The sequence below is a fragment of the Proteus faecis genome, assembly GCF_003144395.1.
Lineage (GTDB): Bacteria > Pseudomonadota > Gammaproteobacteria > Enterobacterales > Enterobacteriaceae > Proteus > Proteus faecis.
The window spans coordinates 155,732-177,893 of record NZ_PENZ01000034.1; the positions used below are offsets into that span (position 1 = coordinate 155,732).

22 protein-coding genes are annotated in these 22,162 nt (G+C 35.2%); 10 read left to right on the top strand and 12 right to left on the bottom strand.

Annotation, left to right across the window (positions count from 1 at the left end):
- Window positions 1–42: 42 nt before the first annotated feature.
- The 9 genes from gstA to pspF form a co-directional block, all read right to left on the bottom strand.
- Window positions 43–654, bottom strand: a complete 612-nt coding sequence (gene gstA / locus DK858_RS10320) for a glutathione transferase GstA (RefSeq protein ID WP_109397316.1) — start codon at window positions 652–654, stop codon at window positions 43–45.
- Window positions 655–867: 213 nt separating this feature from the next.
- Window positions 868–1,572 (bottom strand): DUF3592 domain-containing protein, encoded by a 705-nt coding sequence (locus tag DK858_RS10325; RefSeq protein WP_109397317.1) that lies wholly within the window; start codon window positions 1,570–1,572, stop codon window positions 868–870.
- 236 nt (window positions 1,573–1,808) lie between these two features.
- Window positions 1,809–2,597, bottom strand: coding sequence for an enoyl-ACP reductase FabI (fabI, locus tag DK858_RS10330; protein WP_006537026.1), 789 nt, complete (start codon window positions 2,595–2,597; stop codon window positions 1,809–1,811).
- A 207-nt stretch (window positions 2,598–2,804) separates the two neighbouring features.
- A complete protein-coding gene (gene sapF / locus DK858_RS10335) occupies window positions 2,805–3,614 on the bottom strand; it encodes a putrescine export ABC transporter ATP-binding protein SapF (protein ID WP_109397318.1) in 810 nt (269 codons plus the stop codon).
- Window positions 3,604–4,605, bottom strand: coding sequence for a putrescine export ABC transporter ATP-binding protein SapD (gene sapD, locus DK858_RS10340; RefSeq protein WP_109397319.1), 1,002 nt, complete (start codon window positions 4,603–4,605; stop codon window positions 3,604–3,606). Before sapD ends, sapF begins: the two co-directional genes overlap by 11 nt.
- Window positions 4,605–5,498, bottom strand: a complete 894-nt coding sequence (sapC, locus tag DK858_RS10345) for a putrescine export ABC transporter permease SapC (protein ID WP_023582324.1) — start codon at window positions 5,496–5,498, stop codon at window positions 4,605–4,607. The genes sapD and sapC overlap by 1 nt, the downstream gene beginning before the upstream one ends.
- Window positions 5,485–6,450, bottom strand: a complete 966-nt coding sequence (gene sapB / locus DK858_RS10350) for a putrescine export ABC transporter permease SapB (RefSeq protein WP_109397320.1) — start codon at window positions 6,448–6,450, stop codon at window positions 5,485–5,487. Before sapB ends, sapC begins: the two co-directional genes overlap by 14 nt.
- Window positions 6,451–6,453: 3 nt before the next feature.
- Window positions 6,454–8,139 carry an ABC transporter substrate-binding protein SapA gene (gene sapA, locus DK858_RS10355; protein WP_109397321.1) on the bottom strand — a complete coding sequence of 562 codons (1,686 nt, stop codon included), beginning with the start codon at window positions 8,137–8,139 and terminating at the stop codon, window positions 6,454–6,456.
- A gap of 295 nt (window positions 8,140–8,434) precedes the next feature.
- The gene (pspF, locus tag DK858_RS10360; protein ID WP_109397322.1) at window positions 8,435–9,430 is read right to left on the bottom strand and encodes a phage shock protein operon transcriptional activator; all 996 of its coding nucleotides are present in this window, start codon (window positions 9,428–9,430) and stop codon (window positions 8,435–8,437) included.
- Window positions 9,431–9,644: 214 nt separating this feature from the next.
- On the opposite strand from pspF, the gene pspA reads away from it, so the two are divergent.
- The 8 genes from pspA to tyrR all read left to right on the top strand — a co-directional run bounded on the left by pspA (window position 9,645) and on the right by tyrR (window position 16,369).
- Window positions 9,645–10,313, top strand: a complete 669-nt coding sequence (gene pspA, locus DK858_RS10365; protein WP_072062534.1) for a phage shock protein PspA — start codon at window positions 9,645–9,647, stop codon at window positions 10,311–10,313.
- A 36-nt stretch (window positions 10,314–10,349) separates the two neighbouring features.
- A complete protein-coding gene (gene pspB / locus DK858_RS10370; protein WP_109397323.1) occupies window positions 10,350–10,583 on the top strand; it encodes an envelope stress response membrane protein PspB in 234 nt (77 codons plus the stop codon).
- Window positions 10,580–10,936 (top strand): envelope stress response membrane protein PspC, encoded by a 357-nt coding sequence (gene pspC / locus DK858_RS10375; protein WP_109397324.1) that lies wholly within the window; start codon window positions 10,580–10,582, stop codon window positions 10,934–10,936. Before pspB ends, pspC begins: the two co-directional genes overlap by 4 nt.
- 117 nt (window positions 10,937–11,053) lie before the next feature.
- Complete coding sequence (locus DK858_RS10380; protein ID WP_228407286.1) at window positions 11,054–11,308, top strand: peptide permease; 255 nt, start codon at window positions 11,054–11,056, stop codon at window positions 11,306–11,308.
- Window positions 11,289–12,683, top strand: coding sequence for a YcjX family GTP-binding protein (locus tag DK858_RS10385; protein WP_109397326.1), 1,395 nt, complete (start codon window positions 11,289–11,291; stop codon window positions 12,681–12,683). The genes DK858_RS10380 and DK858_RS10385 overlap by 20 nt, the downstream gene beginning before the upstream one ends.
- Entirely contained in the window at window positions 12,680–13,723 is a 1,044-nt protein-coding gene (locus DK858_RS10390; RefSeq protein WP_109397327.1) for a YcjF family protein, read from the top strand. Before DK858_RS10385 ends, DK858_RS10390 begins: the two co-directional genes overlap by 4 nt.
- Before the next feature lie 513 nt (window positions 13,724–14,236).
- The gene (locus DK858_RS10395; protein ID WP_228407287.1) at window positions 14,237–14,656 is read left to right on the top strand and encodes a hypothetical protein; all 420 of its coding nucleotides are present in this window, start codon (window positions 14,237–14,239) and stop codon (window positions 14,654–14,656) included.
- 153 nt (window positions 14,657–14,809) lie between these two features.
- Entirely contained in the window at window positions 14,810–16,369 is a 1,560-nt protein-coding gene (tyrR, locus tag DK858_RS10400) for a transcriptional regulator TyrR (protein ID WP_109397328.1), read from the top strand.
- A 79-nt stretch (window positions 16,370–16,448) separates the two neighbouring features.
- Here tyrR and tpx read toward each other — a convergent pair whose 3' ends face one another.
- The gene (tpx, locus tag DK858_RS10405) at window positions 16,449–16,952 is read right to left on the bottom strand and encodes a thiol peroxidase (protein WP_109397329.1); all 504 of its coding nucleotides are present in this window, start codon (window positions 16,950–16,952) and stop codon (window positions 16,449–16,451) included.
- 274 nt (window positions 16,953–17,226) lie between these two features.
- Here tpx and DK858_RS10410 point away from each other — a divergent pair, with 274 nt between their 5' ends.
- Window positions 17,227–18,795, top strand: a complete 1,569-nt coding sequence (locus DK858_RS10410; protein ID WP_228407289.1) for a peptide ABC transporter substrate-binding protein — start codon at window positions 17,227–17,229, stop codon at window positions 18,793–18,795.
- Window positions 18,796–19,402: 607 nt separating this feature from the next.
- Here DK858_RS10410 and DK858_RS10415 read toward each other — a convergent pair.
- Both DK858_RS10415 and DK858_RS10420 read right to left on the bottom strand, forming a co-directional pair.
- Complete coding sequence (locus DK858_RS10415) at window positions 19,403–19,963, bottom strand: Ail/Lom family outer membrane beta-barrel protein (protein ID WP_109397331.1); 561 nt, start codon at window positions 19,961–19,963, stop codon at window positions 19,403–19,405.
- A 289-nt stretch (window positions 19,964–20,252) separates the two neighbouring features.
- Window positions 20,253–20,594, bottom strand: a complete 342-nt coding sequence (locus DK858_RS10420) for a DUF4377 domain-containing protein (protein ID WP_109397332.1) — start codon at window positions 20,592–20,594, stop codon at window positions 20,253–20,255.
- Between the two features lie 378 nt (window positions 20,595–20,972).
- Here DK858_RS10420 and zntB point away from each other — a divergent pair, with 378 nt between their 5' ends.
- The gene (gene zntB, locus DK858_RS10425) at window positions 20,973–21,956 is read left to right on the top strand and encodes a zinc transporter ZntB (protein ID WP_109397333.1); all 984 of its coding nucleotides are present in this window, start codon (window positions 20,973–20,975) and stop codon (window positions 21,954–21,956) included.
- Window positions 21,957–22,162 lie beyond the last annotated feature (206 nt).

The following is a 22,162-nucleotide window of genomic DNA, read 5'->3' on the forward strand; positions in this document are numbered from 1 at the left end:
GCGGATATTAATGTGATATCCGCTTTTTTATTGAGTTTTAATTTACTCTTTAATTAACCCTTCAGTGACCAGTGCACTATGTACATTAGGTCGTTGTGCAATGCGTTTTAGGTAGTTTTGTAGGTGTGTTAAATCTGTTAAATCTAAACCAACATGCGGTGCCCATTGGCTTAATGTAAATAAATAGGCATCAATAACCGTAAAATGATCACCACATGCACATTTTTGTTTGCTCAATACATCATTAATATAAGCGAATTTGCTTTTTAATTTAGTTTTAACAATAGGTACATAGCTTTCAGGTGTATCTGGTGAAAATAGAGGGCCATAGCCTTTATGCACTTCACTTGCAAGAAAGTTTAACCATTCAATTTGATGATAACGTTCTAGCGATTTTGGCGATGCAATTAAATTTCTATCAGGTTTTAAGTCAGCAAGGTATTGAACAATTGCAACGCCTTCAGTCAAAATATCACCATTATCTAATTGAAGAACAGGAACTTGGCCTTTTGGATTGATGGTTAGAAAATCTTTTCCCGATTCTGTTTTCTTAGCACGTAAGTCGATTCGCTCTATTGAGAAATCTAAACCGGTCTCACGTAAAACGATATGAGGGGAAAGCGAGCAACTACCGGGCGTGTAGTACAATTTCATATTGAATAGCTCCCTATCAATGAGGTGGTGAATTAACTTACAGATATTAGAATATCTTCACTAATATAAGATGATAAGAGGTTCTAAGAAATTAGCAAACTCAAATGGTGCTAATAAAACAGGCTTTTGTAAATTTGTGAACAAAACGATTAATTGATGAAAACACTCGAAAGTAAATGAGTCTTATATTTATAATATATAAGGCGTATTTTATTACGACTCTTCAAATGAAGGTAAAAATGAAATATCAAGGTAATAAATTTTCGGGTTTCTTTTATCAATATAGACTGTAACAAGTTCTCTATTAATATAGGGCGTAGGATCGAAGAAGATATAATTACTTTTATAACGAATTAATCGATTGTTTAATGTATCATGATAATCAGCAATAATTTGATAGGGAGAACGGTGATTAAAACGAATATTATTATTAATAATAATTTCAGATATTTTTACATTAATAGGCATTCCATCGCGTTTTAGTCGTTGATCTCTTGTGGATCTTCTTCTGATGAAATATAAAGGGATAAGCCCTGTTGATGCAAATACTAATCCAAAAATACTTAATATAGTACCCGCGCCATATAAGCCTAAAAAGTTGTTTATTGTTGCTCTTTGGGGATCACTTGGAAGATAAATAACATTAATCTTTTCACCAAGATAAAATCGGGATTGACTACTACCTTCTGGAGAGCGAAACACTATTTTTCTATTATCTTCTGTATCGAACTGAATTATAGGGTGATACAAATAGCTACCATTAGAAGATTTACTGATACTTTGATCAATAACAACCCCTATTGTTTCGACTCCATTTCTTACTAAATTTAATTCAGACTTAATAACAAATAAAGCTACAATAAAAATAATCGCACCAATAAGGGCAAAAATATAAAACAGAAATCTAAATTTCTTCATACATTAAATCCTTTTATTAATATGTGATTATTTTATCGCTAATATAAAAAAAGGATTATAGGAATAAACTAAAAAAATGAAATTGATCTAACGAGCTATAATATTCAAAATAGAAGAAAAAAGAGAAATGCTAGATAAAAACGCGATAGTTAATAGCGTTAAGAGTAAAAATAGTAGTAATGATATATAAAAGCCGGTCTTAACAGTAAGACTGGCTTTTATTTTTTGAAATAGAATTATTTTAGTTCTAATTCATTCATTGCAGCGATGCTGAAACCACCATCTACATGAACGATTTCACCTGTAATACCACCAGATAAGTCAGAGCATAGGAATGCTGCTGTATTACCAACATCTTCGGTTGTTACAGTGCGACGCAGAGGGGTTACAGACTCGCAATGGCTTAACATTTTACGGAAATCTTTGATACCAGATGCCGCTAATGTACGGATTGGACCAGCAGAGATACCGTTAACACGAATACCTTCAGGACCCATAGCATTTGCCATATAACGAACGTTAGCTTCTAAAGAGGCTTTCGCCAGACCCATAACGTTATAGTTAGGGATTGCACGTTCAGCGCCTAAATAAGTCAGAGTTAATAGAGCTGAATTTGGATTTAGCATTTCACGGCTTGCTTTTGCCATGGCAACGAAGCTGTATGCGCTGATGTCGTGAGCAATTTTAAAACCTTCACGAGTTACTGCATTAACGTAATCGCCATCTAATTGGTCAGCAGGAGCAAAACCGATAGAGTGAACAAAGCCATCATACTTTGGCCAAACTTTTGCAAGTTCTGCGTACATAGTATCGATGCTTTCATCTTTTGACACATCACACTCTAATACGATATTTGAGTCTAATGATGCTGCAAATTCTTCAACGCGTGGTTTCAGTTTTTCATTTTGGTAAGTAAATGCAAGTTCTGCACCTTGGTCACGCATAGCTTTGGCAATACCATAAGCAATTGATAATTTACTCGCAACACCAGTAATAAGAATGCGTTTGCCGGTCATAAAGCCCATAGCTGTATCCTTGTTTTTTCGTAAATCGCGATAATAACATCATTCACAGTTTTATTTATCTGTTAGGTTATCACGCTTATTGTTAATAAACGTGGCTGATTCTACCACGACATTTGTAAATTTGTTTAATTTCCCTAGCACCTCCGAGGAGTTAAGGGAAAAGGGCGAAATAATGTGCAATCAACATTATGCTTATATTGTTTACATTTAAGTCAAATCTTGGCGCCAAGCTTCTGCTGTTAAGGCTTCACCAAAGTGACTTGCTACCAATCTTCGAGTGACTTCATGTAATGGTGATGCAAGGACTTCTGCTGTATTACCACGTTCAACGACTTCACCATTATCCATCACAATGACTTTATCGCTAATATGTTTTGTCATACCTAAATTTTGTGTCACATAAATGTAGGCAATATCATGTGTTTCTTGCAGTTCTAGCATCAAGTTTATAATTTGTGATCGTAAAGACATATCCAGCGAAGCTATTGCCTCATCAGCAATAATCACTTGAGGTTGTAAAATTAATGCTCGTGCAAGCGCAATTCGTTGGCGCTGGCCTGATGCAAACATATGAGGATAATAATTTGCATGTTCAGGTAAAAGACCCACTTGACGTAATGTTTGATAAATTCGTTTCTCACGCTCAATAGCGCTCAACTCTGTATTCAGGCGTAAAGGGATCTCTAATGTTTGACCGATACGCTGGCGTGGGTTTAATGAGTTAGTGGGATCTTGAAATATCATTCTAATTCGCTGACTACGATAAGAATAATCACCAAAAGTCAGTTGATGCCCATCAATAAAAATATCGCCACCTGTAGGCTCAGTTACTCCTGATAACATTCTTGCTAGTGTAGATTTTCCTGAACCATTAGCGCCAATAATAGCTAAAGTTTGCTTGGGTTCTAGCGTAAAACTCACTGGTTTTACCGCTTCTAACTGCTGGCGCCGAAATAATCCAGTACGATAGCGAAATGTTTTTGATAGATTTTTTACCTCAAGCAGTTTATCGAACATCAGTTGGCTCCACATTTAACGGAAAATGACAAGCCACGGCGTGGTTTTTAAATAAACGTAACCGAGGTGCCTCAATACATTGTCGTTGTGCATAAGGGCAGCGAGGCCCTAACCGGCAACCTACAGGTAAATGCTCAAGAGAGGGAATTGCGCCAGGTAATGTATTTAAACGGCTTTTATGTGCTAATGAGTTGGTAAAATCGGGAATAGAGCGGATTAAAGCTTGAGTATAAGGATGATAAGGTGTCACTAATAACTCGTCAGGGGATGCGGTTTCGACAGTTTGTCCACAATACATAACCGTAATTTTATTTGCTAATTTACTCATCCATTGCAAATCATGACTAATCAACAAAATGGTCATATTGTTATTTTGATTGAGTCGAGTCAGCAAACGAAAGATTTGGGTTTGTGTTGCAGGCTCCATAGCGTTAGTAGGTTCATCCGCAATCAGTAATCGAGGCTGATTTGCAATAGCAATAGCAATCATCACCTTTTGGCATTCACCTTCAGTTAATTCATATGGGTAACTGCGCATAATGTCTTTATGATCTTTAATACCTACACGATGCAATAGTTCAATTGCGCGACGTTTTCGCCAATGAAAGCGCTGCCACCAATGACCTTTAAAAGTCCATCGGGGAATTGCCTGTATAAGCTGTTGCTCAATTTTTGTAGCAGGATCAAGACAAGATTGTGGCTCTTGGAAAATCATTGAGACATTATGACCAATGACACGGCGTCGTGCTTTGGGTGATAATTTAAGTAAGTCGATATCATCAAAACGGAAACGATCGGCTGTCACACTGATATTATCCTTTGTTACGCCACAAATCGCTTTTGCAATTAAGCTTTTACCTGATCCTGATTCACCAACAAGGCCTCTCACTTCACCTTCATTTAAGGTTATAGAAATACGATCTACCGCTTTTACTGGGCCATCAGGTGTCATAAATTCAATGGTTAAATTGCGTATATCTAATAAAGGCATTATTCCACTCCCTCATTTATTGCACGCTGTAAACCATCACCTAAAAGGTTTACCAGTAAAACACTTATCATAATAGTGGCGCCCGGAATTAAGACTGTCCAAGGGGCAACATAAATTAACTCTAAAGAATCACCTAACATAGCTCCCCATTCTGGTGAAGGAAGTTGGGCTCCTAAATTGAGAAAACCTAATGCTGTAATATCAAGAATAGCAATTGAGAAAGCGCGTGTTAATTCAGAAACTAATACAGGCGTAATATTAGGCAGTACGGTGTACCATAAAATAGAGATGTTCGATGCGCCATCAAGTCGAGAAGCAATAACATACTCTTTGTTTAATTCATCATTAACAGCAGAGTAAATCATTCTGACTAAACGAGGTAATAGTGCTAGCCAAATTGCTATCATCGCGTGACCAAGGCTTGTTCCTACGAAAGCCACAACAATAATAGCAAGTAGTAAGGATGGAATTGATAACAGCGTGTCTAATATATGATTGAGAATGGCGGATTTTAAGCCGTGGGTCATACCTGCAAAACAGCCAATAATTAATCCCATTAATGTCGCTGCAAAAGTGACAATAAATGCACCACCAAAGGTCATGCTTGTACCAATTAAAATTCGGCTAAACACATCACGCCCTAAATCATCTGTACCAAAGAAATAGGAGACATTGCCGTTTTGATACCAAGATGGAGGAGTCAGCTGATGACCGAAAAATTGTTGGTCGAGTGCATAAGGCGCAATATAAGGACCTATTATACTGAGCACTAAGAGAAAAAGGACGCCATAAAAGCCGACCATTGAGATAACGTCTTTAGAAAAACATTGCCAAATTACCGCTGCGGGTGTGGGCGTTTTTTTCTCTTTATAAAATTGGCTATCTAAAGGCATATCCCACCTTGTGTTTCATTGGGTTACTCATTGCGCCCACAATATCTGATAAGACGTTAACAATAATGACCATTGAACCCACTAACATGACACCAGCTGAAATAGCAGAGTAATCTTGTTGGCGGATTGCTGTAACTAACCAACGACCAAGTCCAGGCCAGTTAAACACGATTTCTGTCACCATCGTTAGTGTCAGCATGGTGGAGAACTGTAAGCCTAATTTAGGAATGATAGGGGGTAAAGCATTATGAAGAATATGGCGACGAATAATTGTAAAACGTGAGAGGCCTCGAGTTGCAGCCGCTTTCACGTAGTTCTCTGACATGATTTCTTCCGTACTATTTCGCATTAATCGAATAACTTCGGTTGTTGGTGCAATCGCCAGAGTTATTATGGGTAAAATCAAATGCTGTAATACGTTAATGATCATTTGCTGGCGATAAGGAGAATCAGAAAGCCATGCATCCACTAATGCAATGCCTGTAATAGGTTGTAAGTTATAAAGCAAATCAATACGGCCTGAAACAGGTAGCCAACCCAATTTTAGTGAGAAAAAAAGAGTTAACAGCAATGCAAGCCCAAATACAGGCACAGAGAAACCTAAGAGTGCGAAATTACTGATAATAATATCGGCGGATTTATTACGCCAAACTCCCGCAATAATACCAGCGGGAATACCTACAATAAGGGCAAAAAGAAACGCTAAGATACAAAGCTCCATGGTTGCTGGAAGTGCTTCTACCAATTGCGATTTGATAGGTTCACCATTGATAGAGGAAATACCAAAATCAAAATGGATCATATTATGGGCATAAAAAAAGTAGGCATCGGTGAGTGATGCACCACTTAATGGAGCATTTGGTGTGTAATAACTTAGGCTAAAGCTTACTAGCGACAAAAAGAACAGTGTCACAAGTAATAAAAGTAATCGACGTATTGAATAAATAATCATGGATTATTTTACAGCCTCTTTCTTGTGATTTTGTTCGTCTACTTCTGCCTCTCGATAAACACCAGCAAAAGACGCATTACCAAAGGTACTCAACACTAATCCTTTAATATCATAACGATATGCTTGCATACGTAAAGAGTTTGCCAAAGGTAACACAGGTAACTCTTGAGCAAGTATATCTTGCGCTTTATGATAATAATCCATTCTTGAAGCAAGTTGCTGACTATAAAGCGCTTTTTTTAAAATATCATCAAAGTTAGGTAAGCACCAATGACTTAAGTTAGTTTGTGAACTAATGGCTGCACAACTAAAGAGAGGGCGGAAAAAACTATCAGGATCGTTACTGTCAGTTGACCAACCAGATAAGGTCATATCATGAGTGCGATCCATCATGCTTGTCTCTTGATATCGCCCTTCGATAGGACGAATATTCATTTGAATACCCACTTGTGCTAAGTCTGCTTGAATAAGTTCTGCCATTTTTAATGGACTTGGATTATAAGATTGTGAGGCGCTAGGCACCCAAAGATTTAATTTCAACCCATCAAGGCCTAATTCTTTAAGAATGTGTTTCGATTTTTCAGGATTGTATTCTGTGATTTTTGCTCGGTTATCATAAGCCCAAGATGCACGAGGAAGCACGGAAGCTGCCGTTTCGGCTGTACCATAATAAATAGATTCCATTAAACGTTCATTGTTAATGGCATAAGCAATAGCTTGACGAACTTTAAGATCATTTAATGGTGGTTTACTGGTGTTAAAGGCTAAATAAGCGATATTCATACCGGAACGTAATGTTAATCTTAATCGTGGATCGTCACGTAACACTTTTAATTGGCTTGCGGCAGGGTAGGCTAAAACATCACATTCACCAGTGAGTAATTTAGATATACGACCGGTACCACCTGCACCCATATCAATAACAACCTGTTGCATCTTTGGTTGCCCTTTCCAGTAATCATTATTTCTAAATAAACGAACAAATTGTCCTGGCTGATATTCATCTAGAAAGAAAGGGCCTGTTCCTACTGGTTTCCAATCAAGTTGTGTTTGATCGCCTGTTTTTTCTAAATTTTGAGCGTATTCAGCAGAAAGAATAGGAGCGTAATGTGTTGCTAGATGCCATAAAAAAGAGGCATCAGGTTCTTTCAAGCTAAATTCTACTGTGTATTGACCAAGTTTTTTGATCGATTGGATATTATTGGCAAAACTTAAACTGTCAAAATAGGGATATTTTCCACCATTAATTTGATTGAAAGGATTTTGTGGATTAATCATCCTTTCAAAACTAAAAATAACATCATCAGCGGTAAGTTTACGTGTTGGTGTAAACCAAGATGTTTGTTGAAAAGAGACATTTTTACGTAAATAAAAGCGGTATGTTGCACCGTTATCTAATGTTTCCCAGCGAGCTGCGATTTCAGGGATCAGACGATAAGTGTAAGGGTCAACATCTAAAAGACGGTCATAAAGCTGTGCAGCTAGGGGATCAATAATTAATCCACTACTTGATAACTGTGGATTGAAAGTATTTACACTGCCATCAACACAGTAAACAAAACCATTTTGATTAATTGGAGTTGGTTCAAGCGTTATAGATGGTGCTTGTGTTTTTGGTGCTACATCCGCGATACAAGTTGCGCTTGTAACCGTGAGTAACAAAGTACCAATAAATAAAATAGGGCGCATAAATAATGTCTTTTAGAGAAACGATTTTGCCATTGTAACTTAAAAAACTTTCTATCCCCAAATAGTCAAAAAAAACAAAGTGAGAAAAATTCTCAACAAAGTGCTTTACAAATGCTAATGATAAATATTATCATCCGTATTGTCCTTCAGCGGTAAGAGGTTTTCCGCGGAAGGCACGACATTGCTCACATTGCTTCCAGTATTTTTTTACTAGCCAGCTCGGGTGCTGGCTTTTTTTTTGCCTATTGTCTATAACTCTCTTCTTAATATTTTAAAAATTATATTTATCAATACATTAAGTCGCTATTTGATGTTTTTTAATTAGCCCTCTAAATTGATCATAGCTTAGTGATAACTTTTCTGCGGCCTCTTTTTGGTTATATAAGCTCTCTTTTAATGCATTATTCACTAATTTTTTTTCTACATCGTTTTGCCATTGGCGTAAATCCAACGGTAATGCAGGTAGTGAAAAATTTTCTTTAGACGATGCCTTTAATGCAGGGGTTTTTGATGTCTGAAAACCAGCGAAGGGGTCAATAATAATATTATTGAGTGTGTTGTCACTGGTTCCATGACGATAAACTGAGCGTTCCACAACGTTTTTGAGTTCACGAATATTACCTGGCCATGAGTAATCTAAAAGCACTTGGCACGCACTATGACTAAAACCAGGGAAAAAAGGCAAACCTAATTCTTGGCACATTGAGATAGCGAAATTTTCAGCAAGCAACATAATATCTGCGCGTCGCTCTCTTAATGGTGGAAGCCTAATCACATCAAACGCTAATCTATCCAGTAAATCGGCACGAAACTTACCTTCTTCTGCCATTGCGGGTAAATCTGCGTTTGTTGCGCAAATAAGCCTAACATCAACATGCAGAGATTGACTGCCTCCAACGCGTTCTAAATGACCGTACTCAATGACACGTAGAAGTTTTTCTTGCACAAGCATGGGCGCAGTCGCCAGTTCATCAAGGAAAAGAGAACCTCCATCTGCACGTTCAAAACGCCCTTGATGACGATTTTTAGCGCCAGTAAAAGCGCCCGCTTCATGACCAAAAAGCTCAGAATCAAGTAAATTATCATTGAGCGCAGAACAGTTGATCGAAATAAAAGGCCCTTGCCACCAGGGAGCGAGGTAGTGTAATCGATGAGCAATTAACTCTTTACCTGTACCTCGTTCACCAATAATTAATACAGGCTTTTTTAATTGAGCAAGTGCTGAGGTTTGTTCCAATACATCAATAAATTGGTTATCAACGCCGATTATTGTCTCTAAATTCTCATTCATTGGTCAAACTCACCATTTAAAGGTATTTTTTACCAGTTTATCAGGTGTTCGAAAAATAGGCGAATAATATAAGTCGCCTATTATTAATGAGTTAAGTGAATTTTAAAAGTTGGCACGCAAATTGTATTAATTAGATTATGCGGGCGTTACGACAGTGCGCCATTATTGAGATAATTTCACGTTACTAATTAGCATAGCTATTAAGGATAACATCATGGGTATATTTTCACGTTTTGCTGACATTATTAATGCCAACATCGCTTCTTTATTAGATAAAGCGGAAGATCCTGAAAAAATGATCCGCCTAATGATCCAAGAAATGGAAGATATGTTAGTTGAAATCCGTACAACTTCTGCACGCACTTTAGCTGAAAAGAAAGGATTAGAGCGCCGTATCGAACAAGCTGAAAAACAGATGAAAGATTGGCAGGATAAAGCAGAGTTGGCTCTTATTAAGGAAAAAGAAGATTTAGCTCGTGCAGCATTAATCGAAAAACAACGTGTAGCGTCAGTAAATGATACATTGAAACACGAATTGATTATTATTGATGAAACGCTAACGCGTTTAAAAGGCGAAATTAGCGAGTTAGAAAATAAGTTAACTGAAACACGCGCAAAACAGCAGTCTTTAGTTGTGCGTCATCAAGCTGCAAACTCATCTCGCCAAGTTCGTCGTCAATTGGATAGTGGAAAAATGGATGCAGCAATGGCGCGTTTTGAACAGTTTGAACGCCGTATTGATCATATGGAAGGTGAAGCTCAAAGTTACGGGTTAGGTAAAGAGAAATCATTAGACCAACAGTTTGCTGAATTAAAAGCTGATGATGAAATTAGCGCGCAATTAGCGGCATTAAAAGCTAAAATCAATATCAACAAAGAGTAACAGCAAGCGTAATAACCATCTTATAAAGGATATGTAATGGGCTATATATTTCTGGGAATACCACTGACAATTTTCGTTTTATTTATTCTCCCTATTTGGTTGTGGTTGCACTATAACAGTCAAAAAGGTGGAGGTAATGTTCAGTTAACCCATCAAGAAATGCAGCGACTGAGCGCGCTGGTGGATAAAGCTCAGCAAATGCAGGAGCGCATTAAGGCATTAGAACAAATACTTGATGCAGAACATCCTAACTGGAGGCAATCACAATGACGATGCAGAGCAAACAATTGTATCGCTTGCCACAAGAGGGCGTGATCCGTGGCGTATGCGCAGGCCTAGCCCATTATTTTAATATTCCTGTTTTGCTTATCAGGGTTATTGCTGTGATTGCGCTGTTTGCTGGCTTTTTTGGTTTAACTATAGTTGCTTATTTTGTCTTAAGTTTGTTTATGGAGCCAGCTCCAGCTAATTACCAGAAAGATGAAGATCAGCAAGAGAGCTTAAAAGAGATATTAAGCGGAGTAGATAATCAATTGATGCAAGGTGAAAAACGTTTACAACAAATGGAACGTTATATTACCTCTTCTACTTATCAGTTAAATAAACGCTTTCGAGATTTGTAATATTTTTTGTCATTTAATCTGATAAGACGCTCCATTTAGGAGCGTCTTTCTTTCAACCCGTATATCTTTTTCAACATTTGTATTGAGAGAGTAAAATGTCTGATTGAGGAGTGTATTGTGAATTCCAATCAAGTATTCGTTTCTTTAAAAACAAATAAACTCGCCCAATTAGCCAAAAAAGGGGTAACATTTGGGTTAATGTTATTTACTTTATTTGGGCCAGCAGCAATCACCGGCGGTATATTAAAACGAGTAAGTAGCAAACCGTTACGTTGGCTGGTTCTATTGATAGCTGAACCTATTATCAAAGTAGGTTTGAATAAGCTATCGCGTCAAATGTCTTGGGAGAAACATGAAACGCCTACAAAATGAACTTACAGCTTTTATTAATCGTGGTGTTGATAGGCATCTTCGTTTGGCCGTCACTGGATTAAGTCGAAGCGGTAAAACAGCATTTATTACCTCTTTAGTTAATCAACTTATTAATGTGCATACTGGTGCGCGTTTACCGTTATTTTCGGCAGCACGAAATAAGCAATTACTAGGTGTAAAACGTATTCCTCAACACAATTTAAATATTCCTCGTTTTACTTATGATGAAGGAATGGACGCTCTTTATCATACACCGCCAAGTTGGCCCGTTCCTACAAAAGGGGTCAGCGAAATTCGTTTGCAGCTACGTTATCGCTCTAATGAATCTTTAACTCGTTTTATAAAAGAAACATCTTCTCTTTATTTAGAAATTGTTGATTACCCCGGCGAATGGCTATTAGATTTACCTATGCTTGAGCAAGACTATTTTGAATGGTCAGAGCAAATGAATAAGGTCAATCGCCAAAGAACATCACCAGAACAACATTGGCAATTACTCCTTAAAAAATGTGATCCTTTTGCACAGGCTGATGAAACATTACTAGCTGATATTGCCTCTGCTTACACTGACTATTTATTAGCATGTAAAAATGAAGGTCTTCATTTTATTCAGCCAGGACGTTTTGTATTACCCGGTGAATTAGCTGGAGCGCCTGTTTTGCAGTTTTTCCCATGGGCTGATTTACAAAAATACGATATTGCTAAATTAAAGAACGCAGATAAACGTACTAATATTGGTATGTTAAAACAGCGCTATGAATATTATGGACAGCATGTTGTAAAAGGTTTTTATCGTGATCATTTTCAAGGGTTTGATAGACAAATTGTTTTGGTTGATTGTTTACAACCTTTAAATCAAGGTGCAGATGTGTTTAATGATATGCGTCAAGCATTAACACAATTAATGCGTAGTTTTCATTATGGAAAAAGAACCTTACTTAGACGCTTATTTTCACCTTGTATCGATAAGCTTCTTTTTGCAGCCACAAAAGCTGATCACATCACGGTTGATCAACATGAAAATTTAGTGTCATTACTTCAACAGCTTATTCAAGATGCTAAACAAAATGCTATTTTTGAAGGGATCAGTATTGATTGCATGGGACTTGCTTCTATTGCGGCAACTGAAAGTGGAATTGTTGATCATCATGGTGAAAAAATACCAGCCTTAAAAGGCTTTCGTTTAAGCGATAACACACCATTAGTCTATTTCCCTGGAGAGGTTCCTAAGCGATTACCTGAAAAAGAGTTTTGGGAAAAACAAGGGTTTAGTTTCGAATCTTTTAGACCGCAACAAATATCAAGAGATAGTGCGGTACCTCATATTCGAATGGATAGTGCAATGGAGTTCTTGCTAGGGGATAAATTAAAATGAATGAGCCATTAAAATCGCGAATTGATTTTAAAGAGCCCATACTTCAAGAAGAAGTTACCTTGAAAAAAGGTATTGGCTTTAATGAAAATGAGCAGTTTTTACCGATTGATCCACCGTTGGATGAAGAGAATGAAGGACAATTGGAAGGTGATGTTCAATCAATTTTAAAACCTAAAAAAAGTGTCTGGAAACGTTTATTAACGATTGCGAGTACCCTTTTAGGGATCAGTGTTATTGCCCAAACTGGACAATGGATTTATGACTCATGGATAAACTCTGACTGGATTGCATTGGGGGCAGCTAGTGCTGGTGGCTTAATTGTTGTTGCTGGTATTGGATCAGTGATAACAGAGTGGCGCCGTATTTATCGTTTACGCCAACGTGCAGATGAAAGAGATAAAGCCAAAGAATTACTATATAGCCATGCGATGGGAAATGGTCGAGCATTTTGTGAAAAACTTGCAAAACAAGCGGGTATTGGTTCACAACATCCCGCATTAATTCGTTGGCAAAGTGCATTGCATGACACACATAATGATAAAGAAGTATTAGAACTTTATAGCCAACTTGTTCAGCCTGTTTTGGATAAACAAGCAAGAGCTGAAATTAGTCGTTCTGCTGCAGAGTCAACCTTAATGATCGCAGTCAGTCCGCTGGCAATGGTTGATATGGCCTTTATTGGTTGGCGCAATATTCGTTTAATTAATCGTATTGCAGAAATTTACGGTATTGAATTAGGCTATTATAGTCGTTTAAAACTCTTTCGACTTGTTCTCGTCAATATTGCATTTGCTGGGGCGACAGAACTCGTTAGAGAAGTCGGAATGGACTGGCTTTCACAAGATCTTGCTGCACGATTATCAACAAGAGCTGCTCAAGGTATTGGTGCTGGGTTATTAACCGCACGATTAGGAATAAAAGCAATGGAATTATGTCGTCCTTTACCTTGGATAGACGATAATAAACCTAAATTAGGTGATTTTAGAAAAGAGCTAATCGGAAAATTAAAAAATACCATTGGTAGTAAGAAGAAAGAATAAATGATTATCTTTTAATTATTTCAAATAAAAACCGCAGAGTTTATTCTGCGGTTTTTTTATATAAAGCCTGATAAAGTATTATTTATATAAAATAGCCCTAATGACGAAGATAATAAGATATTATTATTAAAATAATGCACTGAGTGCTATAAAGTATTTTTATAATTTTATTACCAATGATGTTATTATTTTAAAATAAAACTACTTTGATATACTTCTTAAAAAGAGTAAGTTAGTGATAAAACAAAAGGTACTATAACTTATTGTATATAAAGGTTAATGTGTGTTTTCCTGGTGAAATATTTGTAATTTTAATCAAAATATTCTTTTTTTGACAGAAAATAGTATTGATTTTAGTGTGATAAATGGCGTTAAATATCACTCAAAGGTAATTATTATAAGCATGTATATTTGATATATCTACTTTTTAATTAATTTACTATTCAAGAAATAGTGATGATTTTTATTTTAAAAAATAGAGAAAATAAATAATATTTTCAATAAGGTGAAAAAATGAAAGGAATACAAATATCAGTAATAAAGAAACTTTCAAAAAAAAGACGTGAACTTTATTTAAAATCTACATTAAATATCGAAAATATTGATAGTCAATTAAGTATTTTAATTCCAATCCTTAGCGAAACGACGAGTGAGATTAAGAAGAGACAATACCAAAAGCAATCTAAGCCATTTCAAATAAAAGAGATATCCCAATTTTTTGAATATTTGACTGAATCAGATAAGAAAGAAAAGGCAATAAATGCACTGGAATTTTTGCTTTTTTGTTTTGAAAATGGATGTAAAACCATCAAAAAAGTAATCAGTCAGGAATTAACTCCTTTGGTGAAGGATATCGAATATCTTATAGATTTTGAACTGAAAAAAATAATTAAAACCTCTTCTTTTTCATTATTTGGTTTTTTTAAGGCATAAATAATCTAGGTTAAAAATCAAGTTATTAGTTTAATTGTGTAAAAATAAATGCTAATGGTGTCAACCTTTACTGACAATCTTCTTTATTTCGTTGATATTTATGTATAATATCTAGAATTAGTTCAGGGTCACTCAGTATTAAGAAGGTTCATAATGCGTTTAGAGGTCACTTGTAAAGATCGCATCGGGTTAACCCGTGAATTATTAGATCTGCTGGTATTAAAAAATATTGATTTACGTGGAATTGAAATATTTCCAATCGGTTTGATTTACCTGAATTTTTCACAGATTGATTTTGATATTTTTCAACCATTAATGGCAGAAATTCGTAGAATAAACGGTGTTATTGATGTACGTACAGTTGCATTTATGCCTTCAGAGCAAGAGCATCGTGCAATTTGGACATTATTAGAATCTGTACCAGTACCTGTTTTTTCTATAGATACAAAAGGTAAGGTTAAATTATTAAATCCTGCAACAAGGTTACTATTTGGTATATCTCCAGATGATAATTCTGAGAAAACGTTTAACCAATTGATTCCAAATTTTAATATCCACCGTTTTTTAGAGCAAAAAGAGCATTTTATTCAGATGGTGCCAATTACGCTGAAAAAACAAGATTTTGAAATGGAAATAGTCCCAATAAAACTTACTGATGATAATCAATATAATCATTGTGTTGGCGCTTTTGTTTTATTGAAATACCATACTATTATTTATGATCACCCTAAATTAGTTGCTAATGATCAAAGTGGTTTTAATCAAATAATTGCAGTTACTCCCAAAATGAAGCAAGTTATTGCTAGAGCAAAAAAAATGGCAATTATGGATGATCCATTGTTGTTAGTGGGGGAAACTGGCACAGGTAAGGATTTATTAGCAAAAGCCTGTCATTTATTGAGTAACCGTTTAAGGTATCCATTTCTTGGATTAAATTGTGCATCAATGCCTGATGATGTTGTGGAAAGTGAGTTATTTGGCTATGCTGCAGGTGCTTATCCTAATGCAGTAGAAGGAAAAAAAGGATTTTTTGAACAAGCTAATGGTGGCACTGTATTACTTGATGAAATTGGTGAAATGTCACCGCAAATGCAGATTAAGCTTTTACGTTTTTTAAATGATGGAACGTTCCGTAGAGTAGGCGAAGAAGAAGAAGTTAATGTTGATGTGCGTATTATTTGTGCTACTCAGAAAAACTTGTGGGAATTAGTGCAAAAAGGTCTATTTAGGGAAGATCTTTATTATCGACTGAATGTATTAACACTTACTTTGCCTCCATTAAGAGAAAGAAGGGACGATATAATTCCGCTAGCAACTCATTTTATTAATCAATATTGTCAAGAACAGAAGATGGGCGTACCGTCTATTTCTGCTGATTTCTCAAATTATTTAAAACAATATTCTTGGCCTGGTAATATTCGTCAATTACGAAATATCGTTTATCAAGCAATGGCGCAATTAAGTGGAAATACGTTACGAGTCCAAGATATTGCTTTACCTGAACATACAGAAGAAACGATGTTTGATGAGAATTTATTAGAAGGCTCATTAGATGAAATGACAAAACGTTTTGAAGCTTCTATTTTGGCTCGTTTATATCGTGATTATCCAAGTACACGTAAATTAGCAAAACGCTTAGGGATCTCACATACAGCGATTGCGAACAAACTAAGAGAATATAATTTGACAAATAATAAGAATGACAAATCATAAGATTTAATGTCATGATGATTTTTTCTATCCAATAAAAAATAGACGAGCCAGATGCTCGTCTATTTTTTTATGAACAATATTATTTCAATGCATTTAATGCATCATCATAATTTGGTTCTGTTGTGATCTCATCAACTAATTGGGTATAGATAACGGTATTATTTTCATCTAAAACAATCACAGCACGGCTAGTTAAACCAGCTAACGGTCCTGATGTAATTGCAACACCGTAATTTTCTTTAAATTCAGCGCCACGCATTGTTGATAATGTTACTACATTATCTAAGCCTTCAGCACCGCAAAAACGTGCTTGAGCAAAAGGTAAGTCAGCAGAAATACATAAAACAACAGTGTTATTTAATTCATTTGCAACTTTATTGAACTGACGAACACTTGCAGCACAAACCCCTGTATCGACACTTGGGAAAATGTTTAAAACTTTACGTTTACCTGCAAAATTCGCTAAAGAAACATCATTAAGATCTTTACCAACGAGAGAGAAATCTGCAGCTTTTTGACCTACTGTTGGGAAATTACCCGCAAGTGCCACTGAATTTCCTTGTAAAGTAACTTGATGTGCCATTGTTGTTCTCCTTTATTAGTTGTCAGACTAATTGTTATTAATACTCATTATTAACGATAATTATCGTTAATGCTTAACCATTATAAAAATTTGCCATTATTGGCATATTCACCACTAAAAACATAAAAATTTATAAAATATTTGTAATCAGTGATTGTGCCTTTTTATCAGGCTCTTATAATTGTGCAGTTCATTCCCATACAGATTACAGGACGAAACAGACATGCGCAAAATATTCGTCATCTCATGTGCACTTGTCGTTCAAGGATTAATCATGTCGCAGGTAAATGCGGCAGTAGTCCCTGCAGGAACGATACTCGATAAAAAGCAAGAAGTAGTTCGGCATTTAAAAGATGAGCCTGCATCACTTGATCCTATTAATGCAGTAGGGTTAACAGAAGCTCAAGTGCAACGTGATTTATTTGAAGGGTTGACGATAGAAGATGAGCATGGACGTCCTATTCCGGGTGTCGCTCAAAGTTGGCGTACAGAAGATAATCGTGTATGGATCTTCACTTTACGTGATAATGCAAAATGGTCTAATGGTGAAAAAGTAACAGCTACAGATTTTGTCTATAGTTGGCAAAGGCTAGTTGACCCTAAGAATCTTTCACCTTTTGCATGGTATGCATCACTTGCATCTATTGAAAATGCACAAAAGATTATTGATGGAAAATTAAAACCAACATCATTAGGTGTAGAAGCGATAGATGAAAAAACACTAAAAGTGACATTAGAGAGGCCGGTTTCTTATTTTCCAAGTTTAACGACTAATTTTTCACTATATCCAGTGCCTCGTCATCATGTTGAAAAATATGGTTCAGAATGGATCAACGTTGGTAATTTAGTGGGCAATGGCGCCTTTGTATTAAAAGATAGAGTGGTTAATGAAAAAATTGTATTGACGCCAAATCCTTATTATTGGGATCATAAAAATACAGTATTAACCAAGGTCACTTTTGTGCCAATTAATCATGAATCACATGCGACTAAACGTTATTTAGCTGGTGATATTGATATTACAGAGTCGTTCCCGAAAAATTTATATCATAAATTAATGAAAGATATTCCTAATGAGGTATACATTCCAGACCAGTTAGGAACTTATTATTACGCTTTTAATACCCAATCAGGACCAACAAAAGATATTCGTGTACGTAAAGCGTTAGCGATGGCAATAGATAGAAAAATTATCACTGATAAAGTATTAGGAACAGGGGAAAAATCAGCAAACCGTTTTACACCTGATGTAACGGCGGGATTTATTCCTGAACCAACAATTTATGATGAATACAATCAAGATGAATTAGATAGTCAAGCTAAGATCTTATTAGCTGCTGCTGGTTATGGCCCTCATAATCCATTAACCCTCTCATTGCTATACAATAATTCAGAGAATCATCAGAAAATTGCTATTGCTGTTGCTTCTATGTGGAAGAAAAAGCTAGGGGTGAAAGTCCAATTACGTAATCAAGAATGGAAAACATATATTGATAGCCGAAACTCGGGGGATTTTGATGTTATAAGAGCATCTTGGGTCGGTGATTATAATGAGCCTTCTACTTTTTTAAGTTTATTGAGCTCTAAACATGCAGGTAATATTTCGAGATATCAAAATGAACAATATGATGAAATATTAGCATTCGCAAGCATGGCTATCGATTCAAATGAAAGAAATAATTTGTATAATCGAGCAGAGCAAATGATTGCTGAAGATGCGCCAATCGCACCTATTTATCAATATACGAATGGACGCTTAATAAAACCATGGTTAAAAGGGTATCCCATTGAGAACCCTGAAGATGTTGCTTATAGTCATACGTTTTATATTCTTAAGCATTAATGTAAATACTAAATTAGAAGCTTAAAACTAAACTAATATAAAATTATTGATTATAAATTATACCTCAAAGTTAAAATTTATTTTGAGGTATTTTTTTATACTATTATCAATAGTAAAAGTGAAAATTTTTTAATTTATAAGTTGATATATATTGTTAGTAGGTAAGCTAAGAAAATAAAAAAAGTATAAAAAAGAACCCCTTTTAAAAAGGGGCGTAGCAAAATAAAGCAGGATGAATTATTGTCTAAATATAAATTATATTTTTTATGCCTATATTGCACGCTTTTAATTGTATCTAACTGTTACAATGATTAATAAGATATTTATAAAAAAAATCCCTCTGTTATAAAAACAGAAGGAGACTCAAAAGGAATAAACATTGCAGATGATATGTTAATACATTTTTATGGTATTGTTTTGACTAATTGTGCAATGTGCTTGATGTTAAATATTATGTATTGTTTTATTTATAGATATAAATACTTAGTTATAATAATATTTAATATATTAATTATGGTGCATGAAGAATTCATAATCTGAATTATCTATTTGTTTTCCTTTATTATTAAATGAAATTACCGATTTGCAATAATTATTAGAAAATCATTTAAAAACGGTAGCCTAGAGATAATTGTAAAACATTTAATTCAAGATGTCGTTTATTTGCTGTCGTATCTGAGTAAAGATAGCCGATGCTAAATGATATATCCTTAACAGGATTATAATCGATGCCAACTTGACCAATTACACTAGTTGTATTAACAGTGTGGGAATCGGTTGTATTTATTTTAGGGTGATATTTATCCTCTTGGTGTTTTAATTTATTAGGCCCCATTTGAGCATAAACAGAAATTTCAGGTGTTATCCTATAAGTAGGACCGATTAATAGGCCTGTCGTTTTAGTCCGGTACCTTACTGTTGAAGGTGTGGTAAAACGAGGATCAATAAAATATTCTTTACGGTTGGCATTTAAATTCAGTAGGGAAATTAATATCCCCCAAGTGTTTTCTGTTTCATAACGATAATTGATTATTTCTCCTTTTGCAGTGTCACCTTTTATTTTACCATAAAGATAGCCAATAGAGAGGGTATGACTTTTATCATAGGCGTGTAATGTAGAGGAATAAGATAAAGTTAAGCTAATTAAAACAAGAGCTAATTTATTCATTATAGAGTTTCTATGTTGATATGTAGAGCACTATTTTTAGTAAAATAAGTGTTGATTTCAATATTAATTGATTGAAATTACTCTTAAAAAAAGTTTGAGTGCTAATTTTTAGACTAAATAAAAAATCAAACTATCATAAATAGCTAATCATTAATTAATATAAAATTTATTAATGATTTTAATGATGATGTAATAATGAGATATTATTTAAATAGGAGAAAATAGAATAGGTGGGAATACTCACAATAAGCGTTAACACCTATTGTGAGCCAGATTTTAGTGCGGTGTTCTATTTTTTATCTACAACTTCAATCAGTGTATATTTTACACTTGATGCATCTGCTGGAGGGTTAGGGATATTTGTAACATTAACCTTTAAGGTGTATTCAGTGCCTGCTTTATATTCAAAGCCATCAATGTTTTGATAGAACAGCGACCATTCACCAGAAGGTAACTCTTTCACCTTCATACACTTCATTGGTGCGACACCAACACAATCATACAGTTGTGAATCGACGAGAAGTGTTTTTGTTGTTCCCGTAGATGGTGTTGTATTTGCACTTTCAGTTGAAGTTGTGTCATTGCATCCAGCTAAAAGCAAAAATAAAGGAATAGCGATAAATTTTTTCATATTGATGACCTTATTTTTAGGGTGCAATAAATATATTAAAGAATATTTAGTATACACTAGGCAAATAGTTATTATAAATTACAGCAGGTAATTTTTTTCCTACAAATAAAATAAGTTACCTGTTGTTGTTTTAAGTATTACTATCTTAACGTAACTATCAGTATTCAATTTAGTGTAATAATCCTAAAGTAATGAAGATAAATAGAAACTTTGGATGAATTAAACAAAAATAGTGTTGATATACAGTTAGCTAGCCAAAAAGTATAGAATGGCGTTTCAAAACATAGCGTTATAAAATGAAGGTAGATTAATCCTATTTGTTAATTGAGCATTGAATTCAAGTATTACATTTAAGGCAAAAGTTATGGAGGAAGCTCAGTGAAAACAATTAATGACTCTGTTATACAAGATTCAGATGCTATTTATATGACTCAACTTGATGGGCATGGAGGAGCAACAGAAATTACGGCAGAGACTGTTGCAACAAATGAAAAACCCTATTGGGTGCACTTAGATTACCGCAAACCACGAAGTGCTCAATGGATACAAGAGACAGAATTACTTCCTCCTGTTGCGAAAGATATATTACTTGCAGAGAACGTTAGGCCAAAAGCACAGCGCATTGGTGAAGGTGTCGTCATTAATTTGCAAACAATTAATAATAATCCTAATGATCGTCCTGATGAGCTTGTTGCTTTTAGAATTTATATTAACGGTCAAACAATTGTTTCAAGTCGTCACCGTCGAGTCAATTCAGTAGATTCTGTTATTCATACTTTAGAGCTAGGTAATGGGCCTGAAAGTAGTGGTGATTGGTTAATTACAATGGCTGATGCAGTAACCGATGAAATAGGTGAATTTGTTGAGACGCTACATGACCAATTAATTGAATTGGAAGATATGATCCTCGACCAACAAATACCAGCAAGAGGTGAACTTGCATTATTAAGAAAACAGTTAATTGTTTTACGGCGTTATATGGCGCCTCAGCGAGATGTATTCTCAAGACTCTCTATTGAAAAATTACCGTGGATGAGTGATAGCGATAGGGTTACGATGCTAGAAATCTCAGAAAGACTTTCTCGACGTTTAGAGGATTTGGACAGTAGTATTTCTCGTACTGCGGTGATTGCTGATGAAATAACATCAATGATGGCTGATGCAATGAATAGACGTACTTATACTATGTCACTAATGGCGATGTTATTTTTACCAACAACATTTCTAACTGGGCTATTTGGTGTCAATTTAGGTGGAATACCGGGAAATGAGTTTCCTTATGGTTTTACCATTTTTTGTTTATCTCTTTTTATTTTGATTGTGATTGTTACTTGGTGGTTAAAACGTAGCAGGTGGTTGTAAATTTTCAGCAAATTAATCGTAACTAAATGGATTTAAAAAAGAATTCTCTAACCCTGTTTGAGATATATCAATTTTTTAAAATAGAACATCTGGCATTATAACTCTCGCAGGTGAATACAACGTTGAGCGATGAACGTTGTGCTCCATAATTGTAGTTTTTCTCATATTGAGTTCTTAATACAGAATAATTGACCATTATTACACCG